We start from the raw sequence: 15,748 nt of genomic DNA, 5'->3' as shown, positions 1-15,748 counted from the left end.
CGACAAACCGATTACGCCCGTAATCGAATCCGGTGTCAAGCCCTTCGACAACCGGTTCATGCGCACGCTGCCAGCATCGGGCGATTCCCCGTGGAGCCGCCGATGAGACGCTATCGGAAAGTGGACTTCCCCGTCGCCGAGGTGCGGCGCTTCCTCGAACCCGGGCCGGTGGTGCTGGTCAGTTCGGCGTGGAAAGGCCAGCGCGACATCATGACGATGGGCTGGCACATGGTTCTGGAATTCACCCCGTCACGGCTGGCGACCATGATCTCCAGCGGCAACCACAGCTTCGGGCTGATCCGCCGCAGCGGCGAATGCGTCATCAATGTGCCCACTGCCGCACTGCTCGATACGGTCGTGGGAATCGGCAACAGCAGCGGCGCGGACATCGACAAGTTCGCGCACTTCGGCCTGGATGCCGTGCCCGGCAGCGTGGTGGCCGCCCCGCTGATCGCGCAATGCCACGCCAGCTTCGAGTGCCGGCTGGTCGACCGCAGCCAGATCAGCCGGCATGGCCTCTTCATCTGGGAGGTGGTCAAGGCGCACGTCGCGCGCTCGCCGAAACTGCCGCGCACCGTGCACTACCGCGGCGATGGGCAGTTCATGGTCTCCGGCGCCGAGGTCTCCCGTCGCCGTCTGTTCAACCCCGAAATGCTGTAATGGCCCGCATGATTTCGCAGGAACGCGCCGCATGACCGAACACCTGACCGACCTGGACGCCGCCGTCGACTGGCTGCTGCAGCGGGTCGACGGCCCCCTTCGCGTGGGTGCCCCGCTGGCGCTGGGCAAGCCGCACCGCCTGCTCAATGCCCTGTATGCGCGCGTGGAGAACGATGCCTCGCGGCCGCTGCAGTTGTACACCGCACTGTCGTTGAACCCGCCACGCGGCGGTGCCGGGCTGGAAGCGCGCTTCATGGGACCGTTTGCCGAGCGCCACTTCGGCGCCGGTTTCCCGCGCCTGGCCTATGCCGATGCGATGGCGCGCGACCGCCTGCCCGACCATGTGCAGGTGGAGGAGTTCTACATGCAGTCAGGCGCGATGCTGGGCTCGTCGCAGGCGCAGCGCAGCTACACCAGCCTCAACTACACCCACGCCGCCGATGCGGTGGCGCAGCGCGCGCCGCATGCGATCGTGCAGAAGGTGGCGATGCGTGCGAACGACCGGCGCCTGTCGCTGTCGTGCAACAACGACATCACCCAGGACACCCTGGATGCAATGGTCGCGCGCGGGCTGCCGCGCCCGCTGATGATCGCCGAGATCGATCCGCAACTGCCCTACCTGGCCGGCTCGGCCACGGTGGATGTGTCGTTCTTCGATCTGGTGATCACGCCGCCCGGGCCATATCCGGATCTGTTCGGCCTGCCGCGTCAACCGGTCGGCGATGCCGACTACGCCATCGGCCTGTATGCCAGTGCACTGGTGCGCGACGGTGGCACCCTGCAGATCGGCATCGGGACCCTGGCCGATGCGCTGAGCCACGCGCTGGTACTGCGGCACACCGACAACGCGCGCTATCGGCAGATCCTGCAGGCGCTCGATCCCGACCTGGCCACGCACCCGAGCGTGCTCGCCTCCGGCGGGCTGGAGCCGTTCGAGATCGGCCTGTACGGCTGCAGTGAGATGCTCAACGAAGGCTTCCGCCGGCTGGTCCAGACCGGGGTGATCCGGCGCAAGGTGCACGACGATCTGGCCCTGCTGCAGCGGATCGAGAATGGCACCGCCTGGACCACCGATTACGCCACTCTCGACGCCGAAGGCGAGTACCTGCACGGCGCCTTCTACCTGGGCTCGCCGGAGTTCTACGAGTGGCTGCGCGACCTGCCCGATGACGAACGTCGTGCGATCGGCATGCGTCGGATCAGCGAGATCAACCAGCTCTACGGCGGCGATGAGACGCTGGAGCGGATGCAACGCCGCGATGCGCGCTTCTTCAACTCCTGCATGATGGCCACCGCATTGGGCGCGGCCGTCTCCGATGCGCTGGAAGACGGACGCGTGGTCTCCGGCGTGGGCGGGCAGTACAACTTCGTGGCGATGGCCCATGCCCTGCCCGGCGCGCGCAGTGCGCTGATCTTCCGGGCCACGCGCGAGGACAAGGGCGTGCTGCAGTCGAACGTGCGCTGGAACTACGGCCACACCACTATCCCGCGGCATCTGCGCGACCTCTACATCAATGAGTACGGCATTGCCGACCTGCGCAACATGACCGACGAGGACTGCGTGATCGCGATGGCGGGCATCACCGATGCACGCTTCCAGGCGGCACTGCTGGACCAGGCCAAAGCCGCGAAGAAGCTGGCTGCGGGATTTGCCGCACCGCCGGCCTGGCAGCGCAATTCCGCCACGGCGGTCAGCGCGGCACTGGCGCCGTTCCGCCAGTCCGGACTGCTGCCGGACTACCCGCTGGGCAGCGACTTCACCGAGGTCGAGCAGCACCTGGTCAAGGCGCTGGGCTGGCTGAAACAGAACACGCAGACGCGCGCGGCCAAGCTTCGCACGGTCCTGGCGGCGATCATGCAGCCGGCCGGTGACGGCGACGCGGTGTATCTGCAGCGCATGGGGCTGGAGGCGCCGAAGGACATCGGCGAACGGATCGAAGCACGGTTGGTGCGGTTGGGACTGGCGCGTACCGCGTAGGCGCTGCTCACCTGCCCGGTACGCCGGGAGAAACGCAGAAGGCCGGGCAATGCCCGGCCTTCCGTTTGCAGCCGCCGAGCAGGGCTCGGCGTTCACGGGATCACCCGACGGCGATCAGTTGGCCAGCTGCGCCTTGGCCGCGGCCACCACCGCCTCGGTGGTGATGCCGAAGTGCTTGTACAGCGCATCGGCCGGGGCCGAGGCACCAAAGGTGTCGATACCGATCACCGCACCGTCCAGGCCCACGTACTGGCGCCAGAAACCGGTGACGCCGGCCTCCACCGCCACGCGCTTGCGCACGGCGTTGGGCAGCACGGATTCGCGGTAGGCGGCATCCTGGCGCTCGAACACGTCGGTGGACGGCATCGACACCACGCGGGTCTTGATGCCGGCGGCATCCAGTTCCGCCTTGGCCGCCACGGCCAGGCCCACTTCCGAACCGGTACCGATCAGGATCACGTCCGGCACGCCGCCTTCGGCGTCGGCCAGCACGTAACCACCGCGCGCGATCTGCGCAACCTGCGCGTCGCTGCGCGGCTGGTGCGGCAGGTTCTGGCGGCTGAACACCAGGCAGCTCGGACCGTCGGTACGGGTGATCGCCGACTTCCAGCTGACCGCCGACTCGACCGCATCGCACGGACGCCACACATCGTTGTTCGGGATGTAGCGCAGCGAGGCCAGGTGCTCCACCGGCTGGTGGGTCGGGCCATCTTCGCCGAGGCCGATCGAATCATGCGTGTACACGTGGATCGCGTGCGCCGGGATCAGCGCGCTCATGCGCACGCCGTTGCGGGCGTAGTCGCTGAACACCAGGAAGGTGGCATCGAACGGAATGAACCCGCCATGCAGGGCCAGACCATTGGCGATGGCGGTCATGCCGAACTCGCGCACGCCGTAATACACATAGTTGGCGTTCGGGTCGTCGGTGGCGACCGACTTGCTCGCCTTCCACAGGGTCAGGTTGGAGTGGGCCAGATCGGCCGAACCGCCGACCAGTTCCGGCAGCAGCGGCGCGAACGCTTCGATCGCCAGCTGCGAAGCCTTGCGCGAAGCGATGGTCTGACCGTCGGCCTGGACCTGGGCGATGTAGGCGTCGGCCTTGGCGATGAAATCGGCCGGCAGTTCACCGTGCGAGCGACGGATCAGCTCCTCGGCTTCGGCCGGGAACTGCGCGGCGTACTTGTCGAACTGCAGTTCCCACTCGGCCTGGCGCAGGGTGCCGGTACCGCCGGCACGCCAGCCGGCGTAGATCTCTTCCGGAATCTCGAACGGACCGTAGTTCCAGCCCAGCTGCTTGCGGGTGGCTTCCAGCTCGTCCTTGCCCAGCGGCGCGCCGTGGCTGGATTCCTTGCCCGCCTTGCCCGGCGAGCCAAACCCGATGGTGGTGCGGCAGCAGATCAGGGTCGGCTTGTCGAACTGCGACAGGGCCTCGTCAATGGCCGACTTGATGCTGTCCGGATCGTGGCCATCGACGCCGCGCACCACGTTCCAGCCATAGGCCTCGAAACGCTCGGGGGTGTTGTCGGTGAACCAGCCTTCGGTGTTGCCATCGATGGAGATGTGGTTGTCATCCCAGAAGCAGACCAGCTTGCCCAGGCCCCAGGTACCGGCCAGCGAGGCGGCTTCGTGGGACACACCTTCCATCAGGCAGCCATCGCCCAGGAACACCCAGGTGCGGTGGTCGACGATCTCGTGTTCGGGACGGTTGTAGCGCTGTGCCAGCAGCTTCTCTGCGAGCGCGAAGCCCACCGCGTTGGCCAGACCCTGGCCGAGCGGACCGGTGGTGGTCTCCACGCCGGGGGTTTCGTGGCGTTCCGGGTGGCCGGCGGTCTTGCTGCCGAGCTGGCGGAACTGCTTGAGCTGCTCGATCGGCAGGTCGTAGCCGCTCAGGTGCAGCAGCGCGTACTGCAGCATCGAGCCGTGGCCGTTGGACAACACGAAGCGGTCGCGGTTGAACCACTTGGGGTTGTTCGGGTTGTGACGGAGATAATCGTTCCAGAGCACTTCGGCGATATCGGCCATGCCCATCGGCATGCCGGGATGGCCGGACTTGGCGGTTTCGACCGCATCAGCGGCAAGGAAGCGGATGGCGTTGGCCAACTGGCGGCGGGTAGGCTGCGTCATGGTTCTGTGGGATCAGGAGGCTCCCGCGGAGCTGCGGGCTGCCCATTGTCCCACAGACGACCGGTGGGGTCAGTCCGGGTCACGCCCGGACTGCGCCCTCAGCCACGCGCGGCGTCGATGAACGCGCACATGGCCCTGCGCTGCAGGTCCTCGCGCGTGGCATAACCGGCGGGCAGGGTCTTGCTGACGGTGATGCGGGCGCCGTCCCCCTCGCCTTCCACCAGCACGTTCACCGGCAGGGTCACCTGGCGGTCGGCCAGCGGGGCGGTCTGTTCCAGGGTCACCGAGCCCAGCTCGGGGTCCAGCCGGCCCACCTTCAGGCCGGACTTGAGGCCCTCGGCCTGGATCCGCCGCAGGGCTTCGGCCGGCGCAACGTCGGGCACCACGTCCCAGGTGAAGAACTGGCGACCGGCAGCAAAACTGCCGGTGGTACTGGCGTGGGTCTCACAGGTCCGGGTGTCAGCCCTGGCGTCGAACGCCAGCAGGGCCAGGCCAGTGGCCAGCAGATGCGAAATCCTCATTTCGGCTCCTTTCCGCACGGCGCCGATCCCGGCGCCTTCCATGCGCCGGTGGAGTATCCCATCGTGACTGGCGGCGGTTCAATCGCCGGTGACGCGTCCCGCCGTCGCCGGCGGCGGTTCCTCGGTCTCGCCCTTGGCCACCAGCGTGGTCAAGGCCAGATCGCCGGTGACGTTCAGCGCGGTGCGGCACATGTCCAGGAAGTGGTTCACGCCGAGGATCAGGCCGATGCCCAGCGGATTGACCCCCACCATCGCGCAGATCATCGCCACCACCGGCAGCGAGCCCGACGGGACGCCGGCGGTCCCGATACCGCCCAGGATGCACACCGCCATGACCATGATCTGCTGGCCGATGGTCAGGTCCACGCCGAAGAACTGGGCCAGGAAGATCACCGTCACGCCTTCGAACAGCGCGGTGCCGTTCTGGTTGGCCGTGGCGCCAACGGTCAGCACGAAGCGCGATACCCGCTGCGGCAGGCCCATCTGGTCGGCCACGCGCAGCGCGGTCGGCAGAGTGGCATTGCTGGAGGCCGTGGAGAAGGCCATCACCGTCGCTTCCTGCGTATCGCGGAAGAACGACAGCGGCGAGCGGCCCGACAGCCACACCGCCGTCCCGTACGTCACGACCATGTGCAGACCCAGCGCCAGCACCACCACGCCCACGTAGGCACCGAGGCGCACGATCAACTCCAGCCCGAACAACGTGGCCAGGTTGAACATGAAACAGGCCACTGCGTAGGGCGCCAAGCGGATGACCAGGTTGATCAGCGTCATCGAGACTTCAAACACGCCTTCGATGGCGCGGCGCAGCGGGGCAACCTTGTCGTCGTCGCTGAGAACCATGCCGATGCCGAACATCAGCGCGAAGAACATCAGCGACAGGATGGCACCGTTGTCGGAGGCGGCCTGGAGCACATTGCTCGGCACGATCGACAGCAGCATGTCCATGCCCTTGGGCGTTTCATGGATGCCGGCGACGATCTCCCTGCTGCGCTCGGCGTTCTCCGACAGCATCTGCGCGGCGACCTGCGGGTCCACGCCGGCGCCGGGCTTGAGCACGTTGACCAGCACCAGGCCGATGCCCACCGCGATGCCCGACAGCACCACCGTATAGGCCAGCGTTTTCCAGCCGATCCGGCCCAGCGCGCGGATATCGCCCATCTCCGACACGCCCATGATCAGCGCCGAGAAGATCAGCGGCACGATCAGCATGAAGATCAGGTTGAGGAACAGGCTGGACAGGGGCGTGGTGACCCAGGCCATCACCACCCTCGCCACGTCACCCATGCCCGGAACGACCGGCGCCAGGGCGTGCACGATCAGGCCCAGCACCAGGCCGATGCCGAAGCCAATGCCCATTTTCCAGTGCAATGGCAGCGTCTGCCTGGTCTTTGCGGCCTCAGTCATCGAACGGCTTTCCTCTGAAAATAGTGAATCAGCTTAGCAAAGCCGGCCCGGCCGGCATCGGGATGCCTCACCGCGCCGACGGGTAGAGCGGTGCCAGGCCATTGTTTTCCGGCGCATCCACCGGTCGCCAGTGCGGTCCGTCATGGAACACGCGGCGCAGGGCCTGGCGGGCTGCGGCCACATCGCCGCCCTGCCCCCCCCAGCGCGCACGCTGCATCTGGACGAGGGCGGCGCGTTGATCGGGGCTTTCCAGCTGCTCCAGCACCTGCTCCAGGGTCTGCACGCCGGCCATGCCGGCCAGCACCGCCACGACCTCGTCCAGGCCCTGCACATCCATTGCCTGGCGCAGCGCGGCCAACGACGGCCTGGCGACCTCGGGCGACCCGGCCAGGTGGCGGGGAGCCACCGGTGCACCCCGGCGCCGGCGCCAGCCCAGGCCGAGCGCGATGGCCAGCGTGACCAGCCACAGTGCGGCAAAGCCGGCGGCCGCGGCGATCCAGCCCCACGGCCTGCCCGCCGCCTGCACCGGCTGGATCGGCACGGCGGTGGACGCGCCGGCGGGGGTGCCGGGCAGCGGCGACAGGGTGTCCAGCGCGATCGGGGCCGGTGCGGCGGCCGCGCCGCTCCCTGCGCCGACCTGCAGGGTCAGGTCGGGCACGGTTGCGGTACGCGCCTGCCCGGCCTTCACATCCCACCAGGCCATTTTCAGGCCAGGCACCGTCAGCGCGCCCGGCTGGCGGGGCACGATCGCGTAGCGCCGCGTCAGCTTCAGCTGCGGCGTGGTGCCGCTGAACGTTTCGTCGTACTGCGGCGGCTCGGCGAAGACCTGGGCGGTGGGGCCCACATCGGGGACCGGCAGCTCGGGGAACTGTGCGCGGGTAGCACCCAGCGCGGTCGCCTCGACCACCACCGTGGCCGCTTCACCGGCCCGCCCGGCTTCCGGGGCGGCGGTGTAGCGCAGGCGCAGGTCGTGCAGCGGCAGCCACGGCTGCGGCGCCGCGTCCGGCTGTGCCTGCACCTGGAGGGTGCGGTCCGGCGCCCGCGCCCGCAGACGCCCGTCGCCGCCGAACATGTCGTCGAAGAAGCCCCCTGCACTGCGCCCGTCGAAACGCGCACCGGCCAGCGCCAGCGGCCCGCTGCGCTCGGGGATCAGCAGAAAGCGGCGCTCGACCAGGTTGTAGCGACGGCCGTTGACGTCGCGCACCAGGCTGCGGTCCTCGCCAACGCGCTGCAGCGAGGCGCCTTCGGGGGTATCGAGGACCAGCTCGCCGGACACCAGCTGCGAGGCGTAGTACAGCCGCACCACCACCCCGACACTCTGCTGGACGTAGGGCGTGGTGTCATCGACCTCGGTTTCCAGGAACACCGCCGCGTTGCCGCGCGCCGCGCCTGGATCGGTGGCACCGGCAACCGCGGCGACCTGCAGGGTCAGCGGCGGTGTGAGCCCGCTGCCGACCCGCAGCGGCGGAAGGGTCAGAGTGCCGGCACGGCGGGGCGTCAGCGCGATGCCATGCAGCGTCCGCGAGGTCATGTCGCCGTTGCTCCACTGCACCTGGCGGCTGCTGGTCTGGCTGCCGAGGTCGAAGTCGGCACGCAACGGCGCGTAGTCGGGCACCGCACCGGCCTGGTCGGACTGGATGTTGAGCGTGACCGTGCCGCCCTCGTCGATGCGGTCGCGGTCCAGCCAGGCCCGGGGCTGCTGCGCCTGCGCGCCGAAACCGATGCACAGCAGCAGGGCCAGGACCGTGCGCAGCGCGCGGTGCGTGGGGGAATCGGCTCTCATCGTCCTTCCTGTTTCCTGCGTTCGTTTTCCAGCTGGAACTTGGCACGCAGCAATGCGCCCGGGTCGTCCGGCACGCGCCGCATCCACGCCTCCACGGCCTGCCGCTGCTCGCGCTGTTCAGCCGTCTGGGCACCTGCGCGGGCATCGCCCTGTGGGCCGTCGCCGGGCGGCGGCTGGCGCTGCAGCGCCTGGCGCATGCGCTCGCGCTGAGCCGCATCGGCCTGCTGCTGCGCCGCCGGATCGGCATTGCGAGGATCGGCCGATGTGTTTGCCTTGCCCGCCTGGGAGCGCGCGCCGGGATCCGGCTTGCCGGGTTTCCCGTCCGCCTCCTGCGGCTGCCCCTGGCCGGGCGAGGGCTTGCCTTGTCCGGGCTGCGGTTTGCCCGGGTCCGACGACGAGGACGGCGGTGGCCTGCGCTTGCGCGCGGCATCCACCGCGGCACGGTTGGCCACCGCATCGGGCATGCCGGGATGCTTGGCCAGTGCGCGGTCGTAAGCGTCGATCGCTGCGTCGTACTGCCCCTGGCGGGCGAGCGCATTGCCGAGGTTGTACCAGCCTGCGTCGGTGTCCACGCCCTCGAACTGCGCCTGGGCGGCACTGAAGTCGCCCCGCCGGTAGGCGTCCACGCCGGCGGCGATCTGTGCCTGCTGCACCTGGTCGGGGCGCTTCCACAGCGTGCCCCGCCCCTCGGCCGCGTGCGCGGTGGACGGCAGTGCCATCGGCAGGCTGGCGCAGACCAGCACCAGGCCCAGCAGGGCGCGGCGGCGGAACGCCAGCAGCGCGATCAGCAGCAACGGCGGCAGCAGCCAGAAGCCTTCGTCGCGCCAGGCACGCCCCTGACCTTCGCGGCTGTCGCCGGCACCGGCGCGCGGAGTCAGCACGCGCAGCGATCGCAGGTCGCCATCGTCGCTGGCAACGGCCGCGTACGCACCGCCGCCCGCCCCGGCCACCGCGCGCAGCGAGGCGGCATCCAGGCGCGCTTGGGCGATCTGCCCGTTGTCGGCACGGTAGGCCGCCCCCGCGGCGGTTCCCAGGCCCAGCACCGACACATGGATGCCCTGTGCCGACGCCGAGGCCGCCGCACGCATCGCGTCCGCGTCGGCCTGGTCGGTGAGCAGAAGAATGTCACCGCCGCGCGCACCGGACTGCTGCAGCAGCTTGACCGCCGCCTCGATCGCGCGATCGGCGCGCTGCCCATCGCGAGGCATCACGTCCGGGCCCAGCGCATCGAGGTACAGCGCGATATTGGCCATGTCTGCGGTCAACGGCGCCACGGTGAAGGCATCATCGGCGTACGCCAGCAACGCCACCTCGCCTCCCTGCCGCTCGCGCAGGAGCGTGGCCAGTTTGGCGCGCGCCTGCAGCAGCCGCGACGGCGGCAGATCGGTGGCGGTGATGCGCGAGGACAGGTCCAGCGCCAGCACCAGCGGTGACGGGCTCTGCCACAGTGGCTGCGACACCTGCCGCCATGAGGGCCCCGCCAGCGCCAGCACCGCCAGGACCACGCCACACAGCAGCAGTATCAGGCCGGCGCGCCCTCCCCGCCCCCCCGCCACCAGCAGGTGCGGCAGCAGGTGTGCGTCGACCGCCTGCTGCCAGCCGCTGCGCCGCCGCCGGCGCCACGCCCACAGTGCGGCGATCACCGGCAGCGCCAACAGCGCCCACAGCACAGCGGGGCGCAGAAAGTGCAGCGCGTTCCAGTCGATCATGGTCATGCCCACCGCCTTGGCAGCAACCAGGCCAGCCCGGCCAGCAGCAACGCCAGCGCCAGCGGCCAGGCATACCGTTCGATGCGCGGACGCACGGCCGGACCTGCGGAAGTGACCGGCTCCAGGCGCTCCAGCTCGGCGTAGATGCCGGCCAGTTCATCGGTGTTGCGCGCACGGAATGAACGGCCCCCGGTGAGCGCGGCGATCTTCTGCAGGGTCGCTTCGTCGACCGGATCGTCGCCGGTGGCGATCTGCATGCCAAACACCCTCAGCCCGCCATCGCCGCCGAAGGCCACGGTGTATACCCGCACCCCCTCGGCCTGGGCCAGTTCGGCTGCCCGCAGCGGCTGCAGCACACCGGCATTGCTCACGCCATCGGTCAGCAGGATCAGCACGCGCTGTCCCTGCGGCTGTTCGCGCAAGCGTTTGACCGACAGGGCGATGGCATCGCCGATCGCGGTTTCGCGCCCGGCCAGGCCGACCACACTGCCATCGAGCTGTTCGCGCACGCTGGTCAGGTCGGTGGTCAGCGGGGTGAGCGTAAAGGCACGATCGCCGAAGATCAGCAGCCCCACCCGGTCGCCGACACGACGGTCGAGGAAGTCGGCCAGCACCGCCTTGGCCGCGGTCAGGCGCGGCACGACCTGGCTGCCCAGTCGCATATCCGGCTCGCCCATGCTGCCGGAGACATCCACTGCGAGCATCATCTGCCGTCCCTGGTGCGGCGGTGTAAACGCCTCACCCAGTTGCTGCGGCCGCGCGGCGGCCACGCACAGGCACGCCCATGCCAGCCACAGCAGCACCCGCCCCACGCCGGGACGGTGTCCGCCGGCCGTGCCGGCAAGCGCCTGCAACGTATCGACGGCATACGGCACGCGCAGCGCGGCACCGTCCTGCGCGCGCATCGGCCACCACCGCATCAACAGTGGCAATGGCAGGGCGAGCAGCAGCCAGGGCCAGGCCAGCAGGTCGGTCCACGACAACCAGGACAGCCACGTGGGCAGAGCGGCGGTGGCGATCATCGCCCGCCCACCATCAGATCCAGGAAACGCTCGCGCGCCAGCGCGCGCAACGTCGCCACCTCGGTCGGGTCGACCTGCGCACGGTACATACCGTCCAGCAGCAGTGTTCCGGCTGCGCCGGAGAAGGCGCGGCTGCCGGGCGGGTCGAGAAACGCCAGCCACGCCGCACCGTCCAGCAGCTCGGCCCCGGGCTGGCGATGGCGGGCGGCACGGCGCAGCAGTTCGGCGATGGCGGCGACCTCGGCAGCCGGGCCATCGGCGTCGGCCAGCCGCGTGTCGAACAGGGTCAGCCACCGCTGGCGGCGCCGACGCCGCTGCGCGCGCCACGCCCAGCATCCGGCCAGGACCACGGCCACCGTCCCCAGTACCAGCCACCAGCCGAGCGGCAGCGGCCATAGCGGCGGGAACGGCGGCAGATGCACATCGCGCAGCGGCAGCGCACCGCCCGTGCTCATGCCACCACCGCCGACGGCACCACACCGAGCCAGCTGTCGCTGGGATCGTCGGTGGCCACCACATGCACCTGGATGCGCCGCGCCGACAAGGCCTCGCGCAGGGCATCCAGGGGCGCCACGAACTGCGCCAGCCAGCGTGCTCGCACCGCGTCACTGCCCAGGTCCAGCGCCACCCGCTGCCCGCCGGCAACGAAGGACAGCGGTGACGGCGGCGGGGCGAGCTCCAGCGGGTCGACGAGCAGAACCAGCACCACCTCGTGATGCAGCGACAGCGCCGTCCAGCGCGACACGCCGATCCGGGCGGCCCGGCCCGGATCGGCCAGCACCACCACCCGCGCACCGGGGCGCAGCAGGCGGCTCGCCTGTTCCAGCGCGCGGTCCAGGCCGGCATCGTCGGCGGGCGGCTGCGCGTACCAGCGGGTCAAGGCATCCAGCACACGCAGTACCCCGCGCGTACCGCCGGCCGGGGCGATGGGCGCTTCGCGCAGGCTGCCGCGCACGGCGGCCAGGCGGTCTCCCTGGCGCTGCGCGAACCACGCCGCCACCGCACCGACGCGTGCGGCCTGCACCGACTTGAAGCGGACCCGCGTCCCGAAATAAAGCACCGGGTCGGTATCGGCCACCAGCAGGGTCAAGCGCTCGCGCTCGGCCTGGAACAGCTTGGTGTGGGCCCGGCCACTGCGCGCGGTCACCCGCCAGTCGATGTGGCGGGCGTCATCGCCCGGCACATACTCGCGCGATTCGGCGTACTCCATACCACGCCCGCGTGCGGGCGACGGTGCCTGCCCGGCATGACCCAGGAGACCGCGTCGCGGCGGACGCAGACGATGGGCGCTGCGACGCAGGGCCACCAGTTCGGGCAAGGTCGGCTTCACGCCGTCCCCGTCCAGGACCGGGGCCAGGGTGTCCACGGCGGCGTCCTTCATCGGCTCACGGTGCCGGCACGCGGGCCAGCAGCTCGGCGACCAGACGATCGCCATCCCAGCCTTCGGCCGTTGCCTCGTAACTGGGCAGCACGCGGTGGCGCAGCACATCCGGGGCCACACTGCGCACGTCCTCGGGGGTGACGAAATCGCGGCCTGCCAGCCAGGCGCGCGCGCGCGCGCAGCGCTCCAGGGCGATCGAGCCGCGCGGACTGGCTCCCCAGGCGATGCGCCGGGCCAGCGCCGGGTCGTAGCGGGCCGCGTCGCGGGAGGCCAGCACCAGTTCGATCAGGTAGCGCTCCAGCGCCGGCGCCATGTGCAGCGACAGCACCGCCCGGCGTGCGGCGAATACATCCTCCAGCGGCATCCGCGAGGGAGCTGCCGCCGGGACGGTGAGCGCTTCGCGGGCGCGCTCGCGGGCCAGGCGCAGGATCTCGGCCTCCGCGTCGGAGTCCGGGTAGCCGATCCGCACGTGCATCAGGAAGCGGTCCAGCTGCGCTTCGGGCAACGGGAAGGTGCCCTCCTGTTCGATCGGATTCTGCGTGGCCATCACCAGGAACAACGACGGCAGCGGGTACGTGTGGCGGCCCACCGTCACCTGGCGTTCGCCCATCGCCTCGAGCAGGGCGGACTGCACCTTCGCCGGCGCGCGGTTGATCTCGTCGGCCAGGAGGATCGGATGGAAGATCGGCCCCGGGACGAACTCGAAGCGCCCTTCCTGCGGGCGCCAGATCTCGGTGCCGGTCAGATCCGCCGGCAGCAGGTCCGGGGTGAACTGCACCCGCGAGAAACCGGCCTCCAGCCGCGATGCCAGGGCACGGATCGCGGTGGTCTTGGCCAGCCCCGGGGCGCCTTCGACCAGCAGGTGGCCATCGGCCAGCAGGGCGACCAGCAGCCGCTCGACCAGCGCACGCTGGCCGACGATCTCGGCCGACAGCGCATCGCGCAACGCGGTGAATGCCGCATGCAGGCGATCACCGTCTGCATCGGGCGGGGAAGGAAGGGTGTCGAACTCGGGCATGGGAGGGGGCAGATTCATGGCATCCGTATGACCCACGCAAGAGGCGTCAGGTTCCCTTGCCATGATGGCAGGCCAGGCGGTGCCAACGCATCAAGATTGGCTGAACGCAAAAAGGGCCGCGCGGGGCGGCCCTCTTCACCGGACGTGCGGCAGACCTCAGTTGGTCTTGGCCACGCGCAGGACCTTGGGGGTCACGAACACCAGCAGTTCGGCCTTGTCCTTGTTGCGGCTACGCTTCTTGAACAGGTTGCCCAGGAACGGCACATCGCCCAGGAACGGCACCTTGTTGATGCTGTTGCGGTCGGTGAACTCGTACACACCACCGATCACCACGGTCTGGCCGTCCTCCACCAGCACCGCAGTGTTGACCTCGCGACGGTTGATGGTCGGCACTTCGCCGTAGCCTTCCAGGCGGATGTAGCGCTCGACTTCGTCCTTCTTGACGGCCATGTTCAGGAACACGCGGTTGTCGTTGGTGATGGTCGGGGTGACCTTCAGCTCAAGCACCACTTCCTTGAACTGCACGTTGGCCTGGGCCGCACCACCGATGCCACCACCGCTGATGGTCACGTAGCCGATTTCCTTGCCCTGCTTGATCAGCGCCTCGCGCTGGTTGGTGGTGACCACGCGGGGGTTGGAGATCACTTCGCCGCGCTCTTCCTGCTGCATCGCCGACAGTTCGACGTCCAGCAGGTAGCCCGCATTGAGGATGGACAGCGCCAGCGAACCGGGGTTGCTGGCCGCGGCCACGGCCGAGTTCCAGTTCAGCAGCCCGGTGCTGATCTTGTCCGGGGCACGCACCGGCACGGCACCGGTCCGGCCGCCGGCGATCCACTCGTTGACCGCCTTGTTGTAGTCGTAGTTGTTGGTGGCCTGATTGGTGATGTTCTCGTGATTGGTCTCGGTCTGGCCGCCGAAGAACACGTTGTCGCGGTTGCCGGTGATGCCGAACTTGGCGCCCAGCTCGCGCGCGAAGGTGTCGGTGGCGATCACGATGCGGCTTTCGATCAACACCTGGTCCACCGGGCGATCGATGACATTGATGAGCTCGCGCATGCGCGCGACCTTCTTCGGAATGTCGCTGATCATCAGCGTATTGGTGCGCTCGTCGGCCACGATACGGCCGCGCGAGGACAGGAAACCGCTGTCTTCCTGACCGCTGGTGCCGCTGCCACTACCACTACCACTGCCACCACCGCCGCCGATGCCCTTGGCTTCGGTCAGTGCTTTGAAGATCTGGGCGGCGTTGTGGTAGTTGATCTGGATGTAATCGGTGATCAGGTCTTCGCGGTTCTCGATCGCGATCCGCGCGTCTTCCTTGTCCTGCTCGAACTTGGCCAGCTCCGGCTGCGGCGCGACCCAGATCACCCCGCCATCACGGCGCTTGTCCAGCCCCTTGGCACGCAGCACGATGTCCAGCGCCTGGTCCCACGGCACGTTGATCAGGCGCAGGGTGACGTTGCCTTCGACGCTGTCGGAGGCAACCACATTGAGGTTGGACTCCTCGGCGATCAACTGCAGCACGGTGCGTACCGGCACGTCCTGGAAGTTGAAGGTCACCGGCTTGCCACTGTACCCGCGCTGGCCCACGGCCGCGGCGGCCTGGGTCACCGTGGTGGCAGTGATCGCACCGGTGGCCGGCAGTGCCTGGCGCGGGCTGATCTCGACCACGTACTCGTTGCCGCTCTGGTACGCCAGCGACTCGAAGGCGGTGTTGGTGTTGAGCACCAGCTGGGTGCCGCCACCGTAGGGTTTGGCATCGATGCGCTGCACCGGCGTGGCGAAGTCGGTCACATTGATCGGCTTCTGCAGGTTCTCAGGCAGGCGTGCGTTGCCAACGTCGATCACGACGCTGTTGCCCTGGCTGCGCAGGTCCGGATTCGCTCCCTGCCCGTCGAACTGCAGGATCAGGCGGCCGGCGCCATCGTCGCCGCGCTTGAAATCGATCTTGGATACCGACAGCGACGCCGGTGCGGTGGCCGCTGCGGGTGTTGCCGCTGCGACCGGGGCCGTGGTGCCGGCTGGCGTGGCCGCCATCAGCGTGCCATTGGCCACCATGAGCGCGACTCCCAGCGCGCACAGGTGGATACGCTTCTGGCGCCGGACCGGACGCAGCCGCATGGCATTGGAAAAGGTCATCGTGCT

At 69.3% G+C, this 15,748-nt stretch carries 12 protein-coding genes; 2 read left to right on the top strand and 10 right to left on the bottom strand.

Annotated elements, in window-relative coordinates; all coding sequences use genetic code 11:
* The first annotated feature begins 102 nt into the window (after positions 1 to 102).
* Complete coding sequence (locus ACPEH8_RS08260) at positions 103 to 660, top strand: flavin reductase family protein (protein ID WP_017356321.1); 558 nt, start codon at positions 103 to 105, stop codon at positions 658 to 660.
* Positions 661 to 691: 31 nt separating this feature from the next.
* Positions 692 to 2,638 carry an acetyl-CoA hydrolase/transferase C-terminal domain-containing protein gene (locus ACPEH8_RS08255; RefSeq protein ID WP_166473389.1) on the top strand — a complete coding sequence of 649 codons (1,947 nt, stop codon included), beginning with the start codon at positions 692 to 694 and terminating at the stop codon, positions 2,636 to 2,638.
* A gap of 114 nt (positions 2,639 to 2,752) precedes the next feature.
* Here the strand turns inward: ACPEH8_RS08255 and tkt are convergent, their stop codons facing one another.
* The 10 genes from tkt to ACPEH8_RS08205 form a co-directional block, all read right to left on the bottom strand.
* Positions 2,753 to 4,762 (bottom strand): transketolase, encoded by a 2,010-nt coding sequence (tkt, locus tag ACPEH8_RS08250; protein ID WP_017356319.1) that lies wholly within the window; start codon positions 4,760 to 4,762, stop codon positions 2,753 to 2,755.
* 98 nt (positions 4,763 to 4,860) lie between these two features.
* On the bottom strand, positions 4,861 to 5,283 hold the full coding sequence (locus tag ACPEH8_RS08245) for a hypothetical protein (RefSeq protein WP_037591313.1): 423 nt from the start codon (positions 5,281 to 5,283) through the stop codon (positions 4,861 to 4,863).
* A gap of 78 nt (positions 5,284 to 5,361) precedes the next feature.
* Positions 5,362 to 6,690 carry a dicarboxylate/amino acid:cation symporter gene (locus tag ACPEH8_RS08240; protein WP_136002989.1) on the bottom strand — a complete coding sequence of 443 codons (1,329 nt, stop codon included), beginning with the start codon at positions 6,688 to 6,690 and terminating at the stop codon, positions 5,362 to 5,364.
* A gap of 67 nt (positions 6,691 to 6,757) precedes the next feature.
* Positions 6,758 to 8,473, bottom strand: coding sequence for a BatD family protein (locus ACPEH8_RS08235; protein ID WP_136002988.1), 1,716 nt, complete (start codon positions 8,471 to 8,473; stop codon positions 6,758 to 6,760).
* Complete coding sequence (locus ACPEH8_RS08230) at positions 8,470 to 10,188, bottom strand: vWA domain-containing protein (RefSeq protein WP_423666484.1); 1,719 nt, start codon at positions 10,186 to 10,188, stop codon at positions 8,470 to 8,472. Before ACPEH8_RS08230 ends, ACPEH8_RS08235 begins: the two co-directional genes overlap by 4 nt.
* Positions 10,185 to 11,204, bottom strand: a complete 1,020-nt coding sequence (locus ACPEH8_RS08225; protein WP_423666482.1) for a vWA domain-containing protein — start codon at positions 11,202 to 11,204, stop codon at positions 10,185 to 10,187. Before ACPEH8_RS08225 ends, ACPEH8_RS08230 begins: the two co-directional genes overlap by 4 nt.
* Positions 11,201 to 11,659, bottom strand: a complete 459-nt coding sequence (locus ACPEH8_RS08220; protein ID WP_262071788.1) for a DUF4381 domain-containing protein — start codon at positions 11,657 to 11,659, stop codon at positions 11,201 to 11,203. Before ACPEH8_RS08220 ends, ACPEH8_RS08225 begins: the two co-directional genes overlap by 4 nt.
* Positions 11,656 to 12,639, bottom strand: a complete 984-nt coding sequence (locus ACPEH8_RS08215; protein ID WP_423666480.1) for a DUF58 domain-containing protein — start codon at positions 12,637 to 12,639, stop codon at positions 11,656 to 11,658. The genes ACPEH8_RS08220 and ACPEH8_RS08215 overlap by 4 nt, the downstream gene beginning before the upstream one ends.
* Positions 12,590 to 13,621 carry an AAA family ATPase gene (locus tag ACPEH8_RS08210; protein ID WP_017357631.1) on the bottom strand — a complete coding sequence of 344 codons (1,032 nt, stop codon included), beginning with the start codon at positions 13,619 to 13,621 and terminating at the stop codon, positions 12,590 to 12,592. The genes ACPEH8_RS08215 and ACPEH8_RS08210 overlap by 50 nt, the downstream gene beginning before the upstream one ends.
* A 138-nt stretch (positions 13,622 to 13,759) precedes the next feature.
* On the bottom strand, positions 13,760 to 15,742 hold the full coding sequence (locus ACPEH8_RS08205) for a type IV pilus secretin PilQ (protein ID WP_017357630.1): 1,983 nt from the start codon (positions 15,740 to 15,742) through the stop codon (positions 13,760 to 13,762).
* Between the last annotated feature and the right edge of the window lie 6 nt (positions 15,743 to 15,748).

Source organism: Stenotrophomonas sp. NPDC077461, assembly GCF_049545475.1.
Taxonomy (GTDB): domain Bacteria; phylum Pseudomonadota; class Gammaproteobacteria; order Xanthomonadales; family Xanthomonadaceae; genus Stenotrophomonas; species Stenotrophomonas nematodicola.
The sequence above is the reverse complement of the archived record's forward strand: the minus strand, read 5'-3'. Positions and strand labels throughout refer to the sequence as shown.

Coding starts and splice junctions, on each gene's coding strand:
- ACPEH8_RS08260 (WP_017356321.1), top strand. CDS start 103: ATGAGACGCTATCGGAAAGTGGACTTCCCCGTCGCCGAGGTGCGGCGC.
- ACPEH8_RS08255 (WP_166473389.1), top strand. CDS start 692: ATGACCGAACACCTGACCGACCTGGACGCCGCCGTCGACTGGCTGCTG.
- tkt (WP_017356319.1), bottom strand. CDS start 4,762: ATGACGCAGCCTACCCGCCGCCAGTTGGCCAACGCCATCCGCTTCCTT.
- ACPEH8_RS08245 (WP_037591313.1), bottom strand. CDS start 5,283: ATGAGGATTTCGCATCTGCTGGCCACTGGCCTGGCCCTGCTGGCGTTC.
- ACPEH8_RS08240 (WP_136002989.1), bottom strand. CDS start 6,690: ATGACTGAGGCCGCAAAGACCAGGCAGACGCTGCCATTGCACTGGAAA.
- ACPEH8_RS08235 (WP_136002988.1), bottom strand. CDS start 8,473: ATGAGAGCCGATTCCCCCACGCACCGCGCGCTGCGCACGGTCCTGGCC.
- ACPEH8_RS08230 (WP_423666484.1), bottom strand. CDS start 10,188: ATGACCATGATCGACTGGAACGCGCTGCACTTTCTGCGCCCCGCTGTG.
- ACPEH8_RS08225 (WP_423666482.1), bottom strand. CDS start 11,204: ATGATCGCCACCGCCGCTCTGCCCACGTGGCTGTCCTGGTTGTCGTGG.
- ACPEH8_RS08220 (WP_262071788.1), bottom strand. CDS start 11,659: ATGAGCACGGGCGGTGCGCTGCCGCTGCGCGATGTGCATCTGCCGCCG.
- ACPEH8_RS08215 (WP_423666480.1), bottom strand. CDS start 12,639: ATGGCGATCGTCTGGTCGCCGAGCTGCTGGCCCGCGTGCCGGCACCGT.
- ACPEH8_RS08210 (WP_017357631.1), bottom strand. CDS start 13,621: ATGAATCTGCCCCCTCCCATGCCCGAGTTCGACACCCTTCCTTCCCCG.
- ACPEH8_RS08205 (WP_017357630.1), bottom strand. CDS start 15,742: ATGACCTTTTCCAATGCCATGCGGCTGCGTCCGGTCCGGCGCCAGAAG.